The 17,090-nt window shown below is 45.8% G+C and carries 15 protein-coding genes; all 15 read right to left on the reverse strand.

Going from position 1 to position 17,090, the window contains the following annotated elements; genetic code table 11:
• Window positions 1–2: 2 nt before the first annotated feature.
• Window positions 3–1,436, reverse strand: a complete 1,434-nt coding sequence (murF, locus tag B5771_RS11885) for a UDP-N-acetylmuramoyl-tripeptide--D-alanyl-D-alanine ligase (protein ID WP_088187686.1) — start codon at window positions 1,434–1,436, stop codon at window positions 3–5.
• Entirely contained in the window at window positions 1,429–2,907 is a 1,479-nt protein-coding gene (locus B5771_RS11890; RefSeq protein ID WP_088187687.1) for a UDP-N-acetylmuramoyl-L-alanyl-D-glutamate--2,6-diaminopimelate ligase, read from the reverse strand. The genes murF and B5771_RS11890 overlap by 8 nt, the downstream gene beginning before the upstream one ends.
• Before the next feature lie 73 nt (window positions 2,908–2,980).
• Entirely contained in the window at window positions 2,981–5,035 is a 2,055-nt protein-coding gene (locus B5771_RS11895) for a penicillin-binding transpeptidase domain-containing protein (protein ID WP_088187688.1), read from the reverse strand.
• A 55-nt stretch (window positions 5,036–5,090) separates the two neighbouring features.
• Window positions 5,091–5,579, reverse strand: a complete 489-nt coding sequence (locus tag B5771_RS11900) for a septum formation initiator (RefSeq protein WP_088187689.1) — start codon at window positions 5,577–5,579, stop codon at window positions 5,091–5,093.
• A gap of 30 nt (window positions 5,580–5,609) precedes the next feature.
• A complete protein-coding gene (rsmH, locus tag B5771_RS11905) occupies window positions 5,610–6,542 on the reverse strand; it encodes a 16S rRNA (cytosine(1402)-N(4))-methyltransferase RsmH (protein ID WP_088187690.1) in 933 nt (310 codons plus the stop codon).
• A 16-nt stretch (window positions 6,543–6,558) separates the two neighbouring features.
• Complete coding sequence (mraZ, locus tag B5771_RS11910) at window positions 6,559–6,990, reverse strand: division/cell wall cluster transcriptional repressor MraZ (protein ID WP_172408257.1); 432 nt, start codon at window positions 6,988–6,990, stop codon at window positions 6,559–6,561.
• Between the two features lie 362 nt (window positions 6,991–7,352).
• Window positions 7,353–8,735, reverse strand: coding sequence for a dihydrolipoyl dehydrogenase (gene lpdA / locus B5771_RS11920; RefSeq protein ID WP_242966819.1), 1,383 nt, complete (start codon window positions 8,733–8,735; stop codon window positions 7,353–7,355).
• A 372-nt stretch (window positions 8,736–9,107) separates the two neighbouring features.
• Window positions 9,108–9,575: a LysM peptidoglycan-binding domain-containing protein gene (locus tag B5771_RS11925; protein WP_088187693.1), complete on the reverse strand. Its 468-nt coding sequence runs from the start codon at window positions 9,573–9,575 to the stop codon at window positions 9,108–9,110.
• Window positions 9,576–10,084: 509 nt separating this feature from the next.
• The gene (locus B5771_RS11930; RefSeq protein WP_047810792.1) at window positions 10,085–10,285 is read right to left on the reverse strand and encodes a DUF1858 domain-containing protein; all 201 of its coding nucleotides are present in this window, start codon (window positions 10,283–10,285) and stop codon (window positions 10,085–10,087) included.
• Between the two features lie 82 nt (window positions 10,286–10,367).
• Window positions 10,368–11,429 (reverse strand): methionine synthase, encoded by a 1,062-nt coding sequence (locus B5771_RS11935; RefSeq protein ID WP_088187694.1) that lies wholly within the window; start codon window positions 11,427–11,429, stop codon window positions 10,368–10,370.
• Between the two features lie 26 nt (window positions 11,430–11,455).
• Window positions 11,456–13,618, reverse strand: coding sequence for a glycosyl hydrolase (locus B5771_RS11940; RefSeq protein WP_088187695.1), 2,163 nt, complete (start codon window positions 13,616–13,618; stop codon window positions 11,456–11,458).
• A gap of 152 nt (window positions 13,619–13,770) precedes the next feature.
• Complete coding sequence (locus tag B5771_RS11945; RefSeq protein WP_047810795.1) at window positions 13,771–14,199, reverse strand: transcriptional repressor; 429 nt, start codon at window positions 14,197–14,199, stop codon at window positions 13,771–13,773.
• 127 nt (window positions 14,200–14,326) lie between these two features.
• Window positions 14,327–14,497 (reverse strand): 4Fe-4S binding protein, encoded by a 171-nt coding sequence (locus B5771_RS11950; protein ID WP_047810796.1) that lies wholly within the window; start codon window positions 14,495–14,497, stop codon window positions 14,327–14,329.
• 350 nt (window positions 14,498–14,847) lie between these two features.
• Window positions 14,848–16,194: a VWA domain-containing protein gene (locus tag B5771_RS11955; protein ID WP_088187696.1), complete on the reverse strand. Its 1,347-nt coding sequence runs from the start codon at window positions 16,192–16,194 to the stop codon at window positions 14,848–14,850.
• Window positions 16,184–17,086 carry a MoxR family ATPase gene (locus tag B5771_RS11960; RefSeq protein ID WP_088187837.1) on the reverse strand — a complete coding sequence of 301 codons (903 nt, stop codon included), beginning with the start codon at window positions 17,084–17,086 and terminating at the stop codon, window positions 16,184–16,186. Before B5771_RS11960 ends, B5771_RS11955 begins: the two co-directional genes overlap by 11 nt.
• Window positions 17,087–17,090: the final 4 nt, after the last annotated feature.

The raw sequence follows: 17,090 nt of genomic DNA on the forward strand, positions 1-17,090 counted from the left end.
CGCTATTCCATCCTTTTCTCTGATCTTTCGAGTTGTGCGGTGATCTCTTCCATTCTCATTCCCCGCGAACCCTTTATAAGCACCCAGGTTCCTGGGCCGCAATCTGCCAGGAGATCGCGGGCTTTTCTGACAGCCTCTTCACGAGTATCAAACATATAAATCTGATTTGCAGGGTATCCGGCCATTCGCGCTCCATAAGCTATTTCCTGAGCCAATTTCCCCACCGTAAGCAAAGCACTGATTCCGAGTTCGGCAACGGTTTGACCAACCTCACGGTGCCCCGATACTGCGGAGGAACCCAACTCGTACATTTCCCCCAAAATGGCCATAGTTTTATTTCCCATCGCTCTTTCTCTAAGAATTTTTAAAGAAGCTTGCATGGAGACAGGATTTGCATTATAGACATCACTAATCAGCGTCGTTTCGGAAATTCCTGGCCGCAGCTCTAAGCGCATTTTGGAAAGTTCCAGTTCACGCAGACCTTGGCACCCTTCCGCTAAGGAAATATCAAAGGCTGTCCCCACAGCAAGGGCCGCCAAAGCATCTAAAACATTATGCCTGCCCGGCAAGGGCAGAAATGCATCTTCTTTCTGCTCGCGGAAGTTCACTTGAAACTTCGTCCCCAGAGCTCCCTCGGGACCAAGCTGCGAACCTCGAATATCAGGAGAGACTAATTCCTCACTAAGGCCATAGAACAATTTCACATGCGAGTCGAAACTTGCCTTCCGGACAGATTGTTCATCTTCAGCATTCAAAATGGCAACACTTTCAAGGGGAAGAGCATCAATAAGTTCCCACTTCGCTTGGGCAATTCGTTCCTGAGTCAAAAGCAATTCCAAGTGAGTTGTGCCGATATTCGTAATCACTCCGATGTCGGGCTTCCCAATATCACACAAAGCCTTAATTTCACCCAGGCCACGCATCCCCATTTCCAAAATTAAGATCTCTGTCTCCGGGGGGGCATTTAGAATCGTCAAAGGAAGCCCTAATTCATTGTTATGATTCTCCTTACTGCGATAGACTTGAAAACGCTGAGCCAGAACTGCTGCAATCATATCTTTAGTTGTAGTTTTTCCATTACTTCCCGTGACCGCAACGACCTTTGCTCCAAGTTCGATGCGCCAAAAACGGGCCAGCTCTTGAAGAGCTTCCTGCCCGGAATTCACCAATAGGAGCGCTTTTCCCTCAGAGACCCTCGGCGTTTGTCCTCGCCTCTGATAATACCCTTCTTCCGCAATGACCAAAGCTGCTCCTTTTTCCCAAGCGGCGTCAATATAATCATGTCCGTCCACTCGTTCGCCGGAAAGGGCAAAGAACATCTCTCCGCCCCGTGCCTGACGACTATCAAGAATACACCCTCTCACTTCAATCTTCGGGTCTCCGTATAAAGTCCCTTTGGTGATCTGAGCTGTTTTTTCAGCCGTCCATTTAAGCATATCCCAGCCTCCTTAAGGATTCTCGGGCAACTTCACGGTCGTCAAAGGGATGAACCTCTGTCCCAAAAATTTGGTAGGTTTCATGCCCCTTGCCGGCAATTAAAACTGTATCTCCCGGTTTAGCCATGTGGCAAGCTTTCTCAATGGCTTCTCTGCGATCAGGCAAGGCCAGGTAATCTGTAGTTGAGAGGCCTTGAAGTATCTCTTGAATAATCAGCTGCGGATCTTCAGTTCGCGGGTTATCCGACGTCACAATCAGAAAATCGCTCCCTTGGGAGGCAACTCTTCCCATTAGAGGCCGTTTTCCACGGTCTCGGTCTCCCCCGCATCCGAAAACAGTAATCAGCTTTCCCGGAGTGAAATCTCGTGCTGTACGAACAACATTTTCCAAGCCGTCAGGTGTATGGGCATAATCAACAATGACTTGAAAGGGCTGCCCACAGCGAACACTCTCAAAACGGCCCGGAACACCAGGGATTTCTGCCAGAGCCTCAGCCACGTCCTTAGGATCATAACCTCGCTCCACCCCCCAGACAAAAGCCGCCAGGGCGTTATAGACACTGAAAAAACCCGGTGTAGCGTAGGTGATATCCTGAATCTTCCCCTCAAAACGAACCTTAAAGCGCACGCCATCAGCGGTAACCTGCACATTCTCAGCCCGATAATCTGCTTCCTGATTATGGATCCCATAACTCACCACCGGAGCGCTTGATACCTTACTTAATTTCAAAAATGCCGGATCATCTCCATTAAGGATACTGAATTTCGGTTGTTTTTCGCCCTTCAGATTGGCGAACAATTTAGATTTAGCATTTAGGTATTCTTCCATAGTTTTATGATAGTCCAAGTGATCTTGTGTTAGATTAGTAAAAATACCCACATCAAATTCGCAGCCGGCTACCCGGCCTAAATCCAAGGCATGTGAAGAAACTTCCATGACGGCAACACTTACCCCTTCAGAGACCATTTCACCTAAAAGGTTCTGAACCTCGATGGCTTCCGGTGTGGTTCTATCCCCCGGAATTTCACGCCCATCGATCCGAGCACCCAAGGTTCCTATAATACCAGCTTTTTGCTTCTGATGTGAGGCAATTTTTTCGATGAGATACGTAATCGTTGTCTTCCCGTTAGTTCCCGTCACGCCAATCAATTCTAATCGCTCACTTGGACAGCCATAAATGACAGCTGCAATTGGTCCCATCGCTTGACGAACACTAGCGACTTTCACCTGCGGAACTTCAAGGGGCAAAAAGCGTTCAACAAGCAAAGCTGCCGCTCCCGATTTAACAGCAGCCGTCGCAAAATCATGTCCATCCACTTTAAAACCAGGAACACAAGCATAAAGATCTCCTTCTTTTACGCGGCGAGAATCCATGGCTATCCCTTTAATTAAAACTTCAGTATCCCCCGATGAATCCTGAACTTTAACGTCATTCATTATTTCAGACAGTGATTTTGCCATCGCAGGCATACCTCATCATCCCTTCATACGCTTTATTAATTAGTATAGACAATTCATTCCAACAACAGACCTAACTTCTTCATTATTGTCCCAAAGGGCTCGCCGAAATAGGAACACGCCCTGCCAAACTATTAATCGCTTCAATGTCTTCGTCGTCATCTTCCCACCAATGAGCAAGTGTCGGCGCAGCTGCATCCTTACCAAGATAGAGAAGTACATTCGATCCTTCCTCGACTTGGGTATCTCCATGAGGAATCTGATCAAGAACCATCTCACCCTGGCCATCTGTTTGGACTTTAAAGCCAGCTCCATTTAACGCTTTTTCAGCCTCAGCTACGGTCATTCCCAAAACAGAAGGAACCGTCGCGGCTTTCTTCAGCGGCGGAAACTCCAAACCGGGCATCGGTTTTCCTGGTGTCAAAGGCGCTTGGGGATCCGGCTTCACTCCTAAATATTTCAAAGAATCAAGCATAACACTTTGAACGACCGGCGCAGCAACAGCCCCTCCAAAAAAGGGCACTCCGTCAATTACTGCCAGGATAGCCAAGCGTGGCTTATCTGCCGGAGCAAAAGCCACAAACGACGCAATGTATTCTCCTTGGATATAGGATCCATTGACGACTTTTTGAGCCGTTCCTGTCTTTCCCGCCACTCTGTATCCGGGAAGAAACGACCGGCGCCCCGTCCCATTCGTAACAACAGACTCTAGAATTTCCCTTTCTAATTTTGAGGTGTCTTCACTGATAACACGGCGGACCTCCTCCTTCTTGAAAGGAGTAACGACTCGTCCACTTGGACCAACAATCTCTTTTACCAGCTGTGGTTTCAAGAGCGTACCGCCGTTGGCCACAGCGGAAACTCCCGTCAAAAGCTGGATAGGCGTGACATTGTTTGTCTGCCCGATAGACATGGTTGCCAAATCTAAAGCTGTCGCTTTTTTCTTATTTGCTAAAATGCCCCGAGCCTCTCCGGACATCTCAATTCCTGTCTTTTGTCCAAATCCAAATTCGCGCAAGTATTTATAAAACGTGTCCATGCCCAAACGCTGTCCCATTTCAATAAAACCGGGATTGCAGGAATTCTCAGCGACCTGCACAAACGTTTGATCCCCATGCCCTCCGGCTTTCCAGCAGCGCACGTTCTTACCCAAAACGGTATATGCACCCTTGTCAAAAAAATGTTCCGTTGGTTTAATTTTCTTTTCCTGCAAGGCTGCAGCCAAGGTAATAATCTTAAAGGTTGATCCCGGTTCATAACCATTTTGAACGGCAATATTTCTCCTCGCGCTGGGATCGGCAGCCTGATAATGATTGGGGTCAAACCCAGGAGTGGAAGCTAAAGCAAGCATTTCTCCGGTATTAGGATCCATAACTAAAATCGAGGCACTTTTCGGTGATTGGCCGTTCATATTAGTACCTTGCCCGGCCATTAATTTTTTCAGTTCTCGTTCGGCAAAGGCCTGGATGTTGGCATCAATGGTTAAACGCACTGTATTCCCCTGCTTGGGCGCCAAATACTGATGCTCGGCTTGGGGCAGGGGGATGCCATTGGCTCCGAATTCCTGGAGTATACTCCCTGGAACTCCTTTCAGCTCCGAATCCCTGGTTAACTCTATTCCTTCAAGCCCCTGATTGTCAATCCCGGCAAATCCGATAATATGACAAGCTAAGGTTCCTTGGGGATAATACCGTTGACTGTCCTCTGTAGTCCCTATTCCGGGGAGCGCTAGCGCTCTGATTTGGGCCGCAACTTCAGGTTTAACCTGCTTTTGGATATATTCTAAAGCTGAACGCTTAGTTATTCGCGCCCCTATATCTGCTTCAGATTTTCCCAAGAGTTTAGACAAGGTTAGGGCTGTTTGCTTTGCTTTGCCTGACTGTCTTACCTCAGCAGGAATTGCATAAACTGTCTCAGTGCTGATGCTCATAGCTAAAACATTTCCATTTCGGTCCTCAATATTTCCTCGTTTAGGAGCTACCGGAACCCCCCGATAATGTGAATCATCCGCTTTCTTACGCAAATCAGCCCCTTGACTTAGCTGTACAAAACCCAAACGAATGATAAGGACAACTAAAAAGGCACAGACACAGAAAAAAAGAAAAGCGATTCGTTTACGCATGACAACTAAAGGACTCACGTGTCCTCACCCCTACCTTTCCAGGGATTCCTGCGTACCCAAAGCGCCCTTCTTCTTAACGTTGTGTGGAAGCAAAGAAACTCGTAAATAGCTTTGAAAATTGATGCAGTGGTGTAGGTTTAGCCTCGGCAGTTTGTGGGTTGGTAACTTTGGGCGGCGTAGTCCCCGTTTGATTTTTGACCGCAGAAATAGTACCCGCCATATACACTGTTCCCGCTGGCTTTTCCATGCCCATAGACAGCGCAACGCTCTCGATCCGACTCACTGACCGCAATTTATCAGCCTCTAACTGAAGAAGATCTTTCTGCTCCTTAAGCGAAGAAATATCCGTTTGTAAGGCTCTGATTTGTGCGCCTTTAACAACCGTCAGTTGAATCGTTTCCACTCCGACAGCTCCAGTCAATCCAACTACGAAGGCCAACATCAAAATACTTCTTCCATGATGAGACGACCTTTTTCTCTTTTTTATGATTCGTTGGCTTTGTCCGTCAGATCTTAAGTCTATCGGCTCTTGATACATCATCTTTTCCTGCGCCACTACCAAGGGTATTCCTCCTCCTTTTGCTTTAGACCCTTATATTTTTTCAGCAATCCGCAATTTTGCACTTCTGGCCCGCGGATTTGTTTCAATCTCTTCTTCAGTAGGAAAAATGGGTTTGCGCGTTAATACTCTGGCCACTGCCTTAGCCCCGCACCGGCAAAGCGGTAATTCCGGAGGACATGTGCAGCGCCCCAGCCAAGATTTCATTCGTTCTTTAACCATTCGGTCCTCAAGGGAGTGAAACGTAATTACGCCCAAACGGCCTCCTTGGTCCAAACACCTTAGGGCCTGATCCAAAACACGATCGAGAACTCCCAGCTCATCATTTACAGTGATGCGAATAGCCTGAAATGTTCGTTTTGCTGGATGGGGACCCTCTCGTCGAGCAGCCGCAGGAACAGCGGCTTTAATGACGTTTACTAAATCTCCCGTCGTCTCCAGCGGGCTCTCTTGGCGTTTCTGGACAATAAATTGGGCAATTCGCTTAGCCCATTTTTCCTCCCCATAATCCCATATGATCTTAGCCAAATCTTCTTCGCGCCAAGTGTTCACGATCTTTTTCGCTGTGAGTGGATTTTCCGAATCCATACGCATATCGAGAGGTGCGTCCTGCATATAACTGAACCCCCTCTCAGCTTCATCCAGCTGAGGAGAGGAGACTCCCAGATCAAAAATTATACCTTTGACAGGTCGGAGATCCAATTCCACCAGGGTCTTCTCCAAATTTTCGAAATTCTCTTTCACTAGCAAAACACGTTTATCTCCGCTAAAAAGTTTTTGAGCGTGATAAATCGCCTGCTCATCCTGGTCAAAACAAATTAATTTCCCCTTGGAGTCAAGTTTCTCTAGAACTCTCCGACTATGCCCAGCTCCGCCAAGGGTGCAGTCAACATAAATTCCTGACGGATCTGTAACCACTCTGTCGACGGTCTCTTGCAACAAAACCGTTACATGCTGAAAATCCAAATTAACCCGTTCCTTTCTATATACCAAGCTCTACCAAGGATTCAGCAGCACTAGCATAATCAGCTTCTGCCTGCCGACTATAGTCTGTCCAGAGTGCCTGGCTCCAAATTTCTACCCTGCTGGACACCCCGACAAGAATTAAATCCTTTTCCAATTGCGCATATTCGCGTAAATTAGCCGGCAATAGAATTCTGCCCTGCTTGTCCAATTCACATTCCGTTGCTCCCGAAAAAAAGAAACGGACAAAGGCGCGAACATTAGGTTGAGTAAACGGTAAAGCGCGAAGTTTCTCTTCCAACACATTCCACTCGGCGATGGGATAGACAAACAAACAATGATCCAAGCCTTTAGTGACAATAAACCGTTCTCCTAAGGCTTCGCGGAACTTTGCCGGTATAATCAGCCGGCCTTTCCCGTCAATTGTATGAATGTACTCCCCCATAAACATGTTGTTCGCCCCACTTTACCCCACTTCATCCCACTATTCTCCATTCAACAAGATTTTCCTGCTCTAAAATAAAAGTTTTCCAAAGAAAATTGAAAAATAGGAATAAAGTCCTTAGCTTCGGGGACACTTGGCCAACCCACACCGCTGAGGTATGCGTAAACTCGTTCAGCTACCACTCCCACATGTAAAAACAGGAGTCTTACGACTGATAAACAGACACGAAAATATTGTGAAAAAATGGCTGCAGCCATAAATAGCAGCAACCATTGTGTTAGTAAATAATTCTCTTAAATTATTGATTTTAGAGACAACGAGATAAAACTATAATCCCTTAAGTTTATCCCCAGATACAAAACAGCTATCTAAACCATATGCAATGGTTTTCCCATGATCCCATGAGCAGCCTCCATGATAGTTTCGGGAAGTGTCGGGTGGGCGTGAATTGTTCGGGCAATGTCTTCGGCCTGAAGTCCTTTTTCCACTGCGACCCCTAATTCCGCAATTAAGCTGCTGGCCTGTGGTCCCATAATACTTGCTCCTAAAACAACCCCTTTCTCATCCGCTAAAATCTTAACCATCCCAACGCTTTCGCCTAAGGCTAGGGCCTTGCCATTAGCCGAAAAGGGGAATTTACTGACCCGATAGTCAATACCGGAAGTCTTAAGCTCCTGTTCAGAGTATCCGACTGAAGCAATTTCCGGATGAGTAAAGATGGCACTGGGGATAGCCTTGTAACTCATAGAAACAGAACGCCCTGCTATGTGTTCTGCGGCAACAATTCCTTCAGCCGAAGCAACATGGGCTAACATAATTCCCCCGATCGCATCTCCGATCGCGTAAACATGGGAAAGATTTGTCTGCATTTGCGCATTGACTTTCAAGGCGCCTCTTTCTAATTCCAAACCAAGGTTAGCCGTGTCAATGCCTTGCAAATTAGGCTTGCGTCCCGTCGCCAAGAGGACGCGGTCGGCCGGAATCGCCTTAATTCCTTTAGCATCTTCGACCCGCACAATGAGGTTGTCACCCTCTTGACAGATCTCTTTGACAGCCGTCTTGGTAAAGATCTCCATTCCGCTGCGTTTAAGCAACGGATTCAAGCGCTTAGGAATTTCCTCATCAATTGTCGGCAAGAGAGTTGGGAGCATCTCCACAACCGTTACTTTTACACCGAAGGCCTGAAAAACTGAAGCAAATTCTAAACCAATGACTCCCCCGCCTATAACAACCAGACGCTTCGGCAACTCCGTTTCATTTAAAAGTTCATCACTTGTTCCCACACCGGGAAGAGCTGCACCTGGTATTGGAATACGAACCGGTACTGACCCCGTAGCCAGTATAATATTGTCTGCATCGATTGTTTCAAAGCCTGCGTCCGTCGTTACTTCGAGCTTTCCCGGTTCTTTAAACTCGCCCCAGCCTTTGATAACCCGAACATTGGCCGACTTGAGTAATTTCTCTATTCCTCCGACAAGGGTATTAACCACCTGATCCTTACGAGCCATTACTTTAGCATAATCTACTCCTTTTTCTCCTATGGACAGCCCAAATTCTTCAGCATGCTGGATTTCACGCCAGAGATCTGCACTTTTAACAAGAGCTTTGGTCGGAATACATCCTTTGTTTAAACAGGTTCCTCCCAAGCGCTCCCCTTCAATCAGCACAACAGATAAGCCTAGTTGAGCAGCCCTTAAAGCACTGACATATCCACCCGGCCCACCGCCAAGAATCCCAACCTGATAAGACACAGCTTCCACTCCTTCCACCATCTTTCTATAATATTTCGACTTTCTCCAACATTTTCCCTGCTAGTACTTCTATACTATTCGCTGTATGTATCTTATGTATACGATTAAGACTATTGCAAAATGATTTTACACTATCAATTTAACCAAACATTCTAATTTTTAGAATAACAAAAAAGGCCCCTAAAATGTAAAAAATAAAAATGCTCCTCCCTGTAATAAACAGTTTACCATGTTGACTGTCACACAGGGGGAGCATATAGAAATCAAAACGCACTCTATAGGGCTAATTTATTTGTTTATAGTTTATCGAAAGCTATTGCTGCGTCTCTTTGGGATTTATAACGATATTTTCTTTCAGGTGGCAAAAGAACTCTAGTAAGCAGAAGCTCCAGGGATAAATAAGATTTGACCGGGATAAATCAGGTCTGGGTTACGCAAATCATTGGCCAGTATAATCGCCTGCATCGTTGTTCCATAACGTTTAGCAATTTTGTATACAGTGTCACCTTTTTTAACAACATAAACTTCATGAGCTGGAGTTGGTTCCGGCATAGTGCTGTGCACCATTGGTTCCGGAGGACACGACATCGGGGGGCAAGGCATCGGACAACAAGGATCTGCATACATTCCTTGATGCATTCCTGCTTCCGGCATCCCCATCATTCCGGGCATAGCTTGAGCACCCATCATTCCAGGCATTGCCTGAGCGCCCATCATTCCAGGCATTGCTTGAGCACCCTGCATCCCTGCCATTCCTTGAGCATCCGGAGCCATACCTGACATTCCTGACATTCCACCCATACCAAGTGCAGGATTATAAGCAACGGAACGTAATTCCATATTAATTTCCTCCTTCAGTGTTCAGATCATTTAACCTTAAGCGGCTGTTTTTCCTTTTGGTTAATAACAATATATGGTTTAACAGTTATATTGTGTATGTACCATAAATTTCTTAATATTTTTCAGTTTTTAAGACCACCACTTCGATAAGTGGGGGTGGAGTTCACTTGCATATCTATTTTTCTCATTGATGAATGTCCCATTTTACGGACTGTATGTACCGTTTCCACAACATATAGCGAAAAAAGCTAACAGTAATTTATAATATTCACCTAGAATTCATTGCTTTCCAATTGACGATTTAAAGTTAGTCCAAGTTTTTAGCTATTTCTTTAAAGAAATCTTGTTTTAGCTAGTCTTAACACAAATGAAGCCAGCGACTGCACCATTACGTGGGGGAGAAAGCAAAAAAAGAGCCGACGAAAGTCAGCTCCCCCATGTTCCTATAGCGCTAAAAAACAGCGTATGTTCTCCCTCTGTTTTCTCGTTTTTCTTCACCTAAAAGCACTTTAACCTTTTCCCGTAATTGCCTCATTAAGCTGAGCAACTAATTTATTAGGATCCCGCCCATGAGTCAAGGCGGCTCCTTCCAGGCTTTCCGTAGCCGATGAAGGGCAGCCGAGGCAATGCATACCCAACTCTAAAAAAATCTGAACCGTTTGAGGATATAATTTCAATACTTGACCAACTGTCATCTCTTTTGTCAGCATTTCCCTGCTCTCCTTCCTACACTGTTTATCCAATCGCATTCTACAAATGGGAGTGGTTCCTCTTTACTGCTATCCTGAGCCTTTAATAACTTCCGATATCCACTAACAATTTATAAATATGTTCAGCTAACTCTTTACTTAATGTTCCTGTTCCGCAGCTGGGGGTAAGCATACTTTGCTGCCGCAGCAGAGACTCATCCACACCCCGTTTAACAAGTTCCCGAATATTGTCTTCCAGGCGTCTTCTAATAGTGTCACCATTTTCCTCCCAGGCATTATTATTTGTAGGCACAATCCCCCAGGACAGAATTCCCCCACGCTGCAAAAATTCATTGAGAGGCTCCCCTAAGACCATCATACTAGGCATATAGCTATAAGCATCAAAATTAAGAACTTTGATCGCGGAGTCAAAAATTAGTGTCCAATCCATTCCCGCACAAACATGAACCCCTGGAATTCCCCCCTGCCTGACAATTCCTCCGGCAATGATATTTAACTCCTCAATAAGCTGGGTTCTGTCGAGAGTCACGTGTGTCGAGGCACCAAAAGCATAGAGACCAGGATCATCAATAGTCATCAGCACCGGTAAGCCAAAGGATTGGAGTCGTTTCGTCTGCCACTCCGCATGCATCGCCAAGTTCTTGACCAGCATATCCTTTAAAGTTTCGTTATAATAACTGGCTTTTCTCTGATTATCCGTTATCTGCATTCCCAAAGTCAATGAACCGCTAAGCTGTCCCTTTAAGAGGACCGCATTGCGAGTTCCGTTTAATTCCAAGTCGCGGCAGAACAATTCAAAGCCTTTCCCGCCTGCGTCACTAAAACCGAATTTTTGCAAAGCCTCTTCATCACCGTCCAAGGCCTTCAAATATAGTTCGAAGAAAGCAGTCATCCGCTCAGTCCAGTCTTTCGCTTCAATCTGGAACTTTGGGGCATTAACATCCTCGATAACGCCTGTTTCCAACAATGCCTTAAGGTATTGGGCTACAAAGGAACTTTCAGCCCCCAGTCCAGGAAGCTGGGGCCAATGAGGCGCTCGCGGGATACTCGACCAGATTAACTCCAAAGCCTCTTCGCCCCTAGTGTGAGGGACACTGCCAACCCCCGAAGTCAAGAAATTCGGTTTAAACTGAACGTTATACATTGGCCTAACCCCTTTCCGGCTAATACTTAAAGAGAAAACTTAAAGGACAAGGATCTAAAATCCCAATTTTTCAGCAGATGCCACAAATAAATTCCATCTGCATAGTGAAAAGCTCCCCAGACCAGGATAAAGCCAACAAAAATCCCCGGTACCAGCAAAAATGGCAAGTAACGCCCCCCTATGCGATGGATATCATGGACACGAAGAGGAAACAGCAAACAACTAAACAGCAAGTAGCCGAGCAAAGGAACGTATACTGGAATTCCCCAGGACAACGCGGCCCAGCCAAGGGCAACTAAAACTGCAAAGTAATAACGTCGTTCAAGCCAATAAAGAACGCCTAAGACATGAGGAGCATTAGGCAAATGAGGAGCGGCAACACCAACCTGCAATAGCCTCATAAGAATGCCTAACATGCTTACCAATCCCCAGATCAGCCAAGGAGATTGCTCCTGCAATGACTCGATGCCCGGCCATAAATGGACAAACCAAGGACTGAAATTCGTCGGAATACGATATAAAGCTGAGGTGATCAGCCCGCCAATTAAGCCTTCCCGTACCAGAACAAGCAATCCGTTCCAGAGCCACGCATTGCGCAAACGCCTTCTCGGTTTAGCCGCTCCTAATTCTTTATAACGCCAAGTAACAGAACGGATATTCATCCAAGTTATAAAAATCATCAAGAACGCCCAGAATCCCGAAACTATCGGTTCTTTTGCCCAGACAGGACTGGGCAGAGATAATGATTCTGCCTTGACCTCTCCCCAAGATCCTTGAATCGTATTACCTTGCACCAGCAAAGATTGAGCATCAGGCAGCCCGGTTACCGAACCCGGCATGGTTCTAATGGCAAAAGCCAAATCAGGCTGAACCTTAGCTGCTGCTTGCTGCAAATAGGTCTGAGCTGCTGAATCAAAATCCAACCCCTTACCCACTGTCCAGGCCCAGAGCGAGGGGTGAATCATTTTTTCCGCAGAAATCTTAACCGCACCTTCAGTCTTAGCAAGCCGGCTGGAAGGAACCCCGGCAACGGGTAATTCTGCCCATATGCCCATCCCCGCCTGATCAGCCGTTTTCAGCCAGAGCTCATCAGGGTACTGACCTATGAAGTAGATAAGATTGATCCCTTTATTCTGTTCACCCTTAAGCCAAGACGCCAATTGTCCGGTATGACGGATCTTGTATTCCTCATCAGGGGTTAAGGCTTCGCCTTTAATGGCAAGCGCTTGATCATTCAAAAGCCATTTCCCGGACGAAAAAGCAATCGTCCTTAGTCCAAGAGGAATTGCTAAATCATCAATATCTCCGCGGTTGTTCGTTACTGTCAGATGCAGCTGATAGAGAAAAGGAGATTGGGGGGTCCAGCGCCGGGCATTCGGAACTGTAAACAGGAGATTAACCGCTTGATGATCAGCATTATTCTGGGGCTGAACCGTGATAGTCTGTTCGGCAACACCGGCTGATCCGTCAGAAATAACCCCATAAACCGTCCAAGGACCTTCAGGGGTAAAGTCATGGTGCCAAAGCTCTGTAGTAACTGCAACCTGGGCAGTCGTATTATTCCAGGTAACCTTAAGCTGCGGCTCTGTCAACGTCGTTTCAACAACGGCCTCTAAATTAACATCCCCGGTAATTCGTCCTAATTCCGGCCAGGATGACCCTAAAAACATGGTTCGCTGCTGAATACTTGAGGAAAGTGCAACGATTAAAATATTATCTTCTCCATAGCGAAATGCCTTGGGAGGTATCTCTACAACGTCTGCCCCGCCGCTTCCCTCAAAGTCTCCGATTTTATCAGGGCTTGTTGTCCCATTTAAGTAAACTGACACATGCCCCTGCACCCCGTTTAAGGTAAGGAGCATGGTTCTGGAGCTCCATTCTGCCGGCACACGAAACCGCTTCGCCCCTATGGAAAACATTTCACTTGAAGGTAATGTCATAGGACGTCCGGCAGTTAAAATAGATTGGTTAGTTTTCCCTTGAGAACGTTCTGATTCCGTTGTCCAGGCCTGTCGTAACGAAGAAAAGCGATCCCACGTCCCATCCAAAGCCTGCGTATAACGGCTTGAACTTATTACATTTTGGCCCACTTGGAGAGCCAGTCCTGCAGGATTGTGCCAGTTCCACCATAATGATCCGATTAATAAAACAAATGCTGCTAAAAAAACAATGATGCGTCGATTGAACATAATAGCTCCTTCAATATCCAGAAGATTTATACGCATTATATTCGTGCAAAACCTTAAAAACCCTTGCCTTTAAAAAAATAAACCCACTTGGCAGAGAGTGACTTTGTCACTGCTGCACAAGAGGGTTCATTGGTCATTCATAACAATCCTGATCAGTTTAGCACCTCATCCTGGCGGCATTCCGGACAGATACCATAGAATTCCAGACGATGGCCAAGAATTACAAAACCGGATTTTTCCTGCGCTTCCTGAGAAAGATCAATGAGGGGGCGATGAAAATCTACGACCTTACCACATTTTGAACAGACAATGTGATAATGATTATGAGGATTGCCGTCAAAACGGCTTGACATATCCCCGTAAGACAATTCTAAAAGATGTCCATGAACTTTAAGCATGTTCAATGTATTATAAATGGTCCCTAAACTCACGCCTGGAAACTTCGCTTTGACATGATGATAAATCTCATCGGCAGTGGGATGAGTCGTAGTACCAAGGAGAAATTCCAAAATTGCCTGTCTCTGAGGCGTAAAGCGGACACCTTTATCCTTTAATTGCTTAAGAATTTCTATCGCATCCAAAGAGAAAACCCCCTTTCCTTATAATTAAAATAATTTTTAATTAAATTTTAAACTAATGTAAGTTGTTTGTCAATGAAAAAGGAGAGTCATAACTCTCCTTTTTGTGATCCTTCAATCATGCCGTCAATTAAGCTGGATTTGGTGCTTCAACAGGACAAACACTAGCACAGGAACCGCAATCAATGCAGAGATCTGCATTAATGACGTATCGATCTTCGCCTTCGCTAATAGCGGAAACTGGGCATTCCCCTTCACAAGCACCACAACTGATACAATCGGTACTAATAACATATGCCATGATTAAACATCCCCTTTTTCTCCAACTTCAAAGTCAATATACCAAAGCTTAAGAAAAAAGGCAAGCATAAAAACGATGTTTCAGGGCATGATGTATAATTTAGTACCAGATTATAGATCGCGTTCCGGCCTATACGGCACCTGGTATAATCGGCGCATACAATATGAGCAATAAGGCAAGACACGATTACTCACATGATTTCTTCGAAAGAGTACGTGTTCTAAATCTTCATGTTCAAAACCGCAGGCTCTACATTTTTCCAACATTTTTCTTCCCTCACTTTGTGTAATTGAGAACAAATAGCTCATATATAGTATGCTCTGTTTGCTCTCAGAATAAACACTGCCAGCTTAGAATTGTTGCTTCAAAATTTGAGTCAAATGGCCCAAAGTGTAGCATTCATACATTTGACAGCTGGGAAGAAATGCTTGAACAAAAGGAGTCTCCTGCCAACGGCGTTTAGGAAGAGTATTCAGCCATAGAACTTCATGAACATGGCGCCGAATCTGTTCCAATAAAACCGCTGCCTTTTCTCCTTCTAAGGTTTGACCGTCACTGACTACGATTAAGAGTGTTTGTTTCGCAAGAGCTGCTGGAAAGGCTTGCTGCAAAGTCACCAGAGCATTGGCAAAATTTGTTCCTCCGCCCCATTCTTTTCCCGAAATTTTCAGGGCTTCCTTAACCATTTCCTCAAACGTTTGCTCTCTTTTTAATTGTCCCGACAAAGGAATGAGAGCTTCGCCAAAAGCAAAGGTTTTAATCCCTTTGACAGCTGCAGAAAGTCCATAAACAAATTGCCAAATAAACTCGGTATATTTGAGCATCGAACCCGAAATATCACAAAGCAAAACAATTTTAAGTCGTGCCCTGCGCCGAGAGCGGTAACTCCGTTCCATGAGCACTCCGCCATAACGCAGATTCTTACGCAGCGTTGCCCGCATTTCCACCCCACCGCGCCTGTGATCAGCACGATAACGTCGTGTAACCTGGGTGGCAAGACGCTGACTTAGACGACGGATTAGGCGTGTCACTTCCGGCCATTCTTCTGCGGATATTTTTTTTAAGTCCCGGCTTAAAACGTCTGCTTCACGTTCCCGTAAGGCCCGTTCAACTTCTGACAATACACCATCCGTTGAGCTCGGCGAAAGAATCGGATCGTCCTCATTCAACCGTTTGCGCCAATATTCCAAAGAACCGCGCAGAACCCGTTCAACCATAGGCTGATATGTATGATCAACGGGGATCCCGCTTTTTGTCCCTTGCGCTGACTTATCCAGGAAATCTTTTAAGCGCTGTTTATCGTTCTCAGGCAGACTTGCATAAACAGCCCTCTGTTCTTCCGTGATCTCCAACTCATTTCCCTGAAAACGCAAATCCTGTCTTGCCTGCTCCAACTGTTCCTGCCATTGGCTGGCTTTTTCCGCCGTTTCCTTCTGCCACACTTCTTTTTGCTTCATACTGGCAAAATAGGCCCGAAAGGCTTCTTGGAACGAGGGGATATAACGGACATCTTTAACAAGGGTTGCCTGCAACACTGCTTCAACCTTGCTCTTATCTGCCATCCCCAGTATCGTTAATCCTTGTGCAGCATCATAGATCTCCGAAGGACTGATCTTTAAGCCAACAGAACGTAATAATTGGGCAAATTCAACTAAATGGCGGTCTAATTCACTCACTCTCTCAGGTTTATTTTCCATGAGCACGCCTTTCCTCTTGTCCCAGTTTGCTCGCTTCAAAGAGAAGTTGCTCCGCCCCCATTTCCCGATAAAACAAGTCTACATCATCTTGACTTTTTAATAACAAAGTCAATGTCGCCTCTACCCAAGCAGGATCCAAGCCGCTTTTCCCCATAACCAGCAGGGCCTTGGCCCAATCCATCGTTTCCGAAACTGAAGGCACCTTATTTAACGAGAGCCTGCCCCGCAAAATATGAACTGCACGAGCCACCTCTAAAGCTAAACGTTCCGGCAAATCAGCAACCTTTTTACGCAAAATTCGGACTTCTTTGTTCACAGATGGAGGCTCAACATTAAGAAAAATACATCGCCGCTTTAGCCCATCGGAAAGATCCCTTTCCCCATTGGAAGTCAAAACGACTATCGGAGGTTCTTGGGCCCTGATTGTCCCCATTTCAGGGATGGTCACCTGAAATTCTCCTAATAATTCAAAGAGAAACGCCTCGAATTCGGTATCGGTCTTATCAATTTCATCCACTAACAAGACACTCTTTTCGGGATTGACAAGGGCTTGCAGTAATGGCCGCGGAAGCAGATAATCCGAAGAAAAAAGGTCTTCTTCCTTTAACTTTTCCTGACTCATTTGAATTTTCAAAAGCTGCCTTTGATAATTCCATTCATAAAGTGCCTTCGTTTCATCTAACCCCTCATAACACTGCAAACGAATCAAGGGCGCCCCAAAAACCTGGCTGAGAACTTTAGCAATCTCCGTCTTGCCAACTCCCGCTGGTCCGGAAATCAAAAGAGGCTTGCCTAACTCCGTCGCTAAAAAGGCCGTGAGAGCAATCCGATCATCCCTCTCTGTAATATAGCCAATTTCCTCCAAAGCATCTTCAAACTGATCAAGGGTCATCCGG

It is taken from the genome of Desulfosporosinus sp. FKA (genome assembly GCF_002196785.1).
Taxonomy (GTDB): Bacteria; Bacillota; Desulfitobacteriia; order Desulfitobacteriales; family Desulfitobacteriaceae; genus Desulfosporosinus; species Desulfosporosinus acididurans.

Bases quoted from the DNA above. Each gene is read 5' to 3' on its own strand.
- murF (WP_088187686.1), bottom strand. From the start codon at position 1,436: ATGCTTAAATGGACGGCTGAAAAAACAGCTCAGATCACCAAAGGGACT.
- B5771_RS11890 (WP_088187687.1), bottom strand. From the start codon at position 2,907: ATGCCTGCGATGGCAAAATCACTGTCTGAAATAATGAATGACGTTAAA.
- mraZ (WP_172408257.1), bottom strand. From the start codon at position 6,990: ATGTTTATGGGGGAGTACATTCATACAATTGACGGGAAAGGCCGGCTG.
- B5771_RS11925 (WP_088187693.1), bottom strand. From the start codon at position 9,575: ATGGAATTACGTTCCGTTGCTTATAATCCTGCACTTGGTATGGGTGGA.
- B5771_RS11930 (WP_047810792.1), bottom strand. From the start codon at position 10,285: ATGCTGACAAAAGAGATGACAGTTGGTCAAGTATTGAAATTATATCCT.
- B5771_RS11935 (WP_088187694.1), bottom strand. From the start codon at position 11,429: ATGTATAACGTTCAGTTTAAACCGAATTTCTTGACTTCGGGGGTTGGC.
- B5771_RS11940 (WP_088187695.1), bottom strand. From the start codon at position 13,618: ATGTTCAATCGACGCATCATTGTTTTTTTAGCAGCATTTGTTTTATTA.
- B5771_RS11950 (WP_047810796.1), bottom strand. From the start codon at position 14,497: ATGGCATATGTTATTAGTACCGATTGTATCAGTTGTGGTGCTTGTGAA.
- B5771_RS11955 (WP_088187696.1), bottom strand. From the start codon at position 16,194: ATGGAAAATAAACCTGAGAGAGTGAGTGAATTAGACCGCCATTTAGTT.
- B5771_RS11960 (WP_088187837.1), bottom strand. From the start codon at position 17,086: ATGACCCTTGATCAGTTTGAAGATGCTTTGGAGGAAATTGGCTATATT.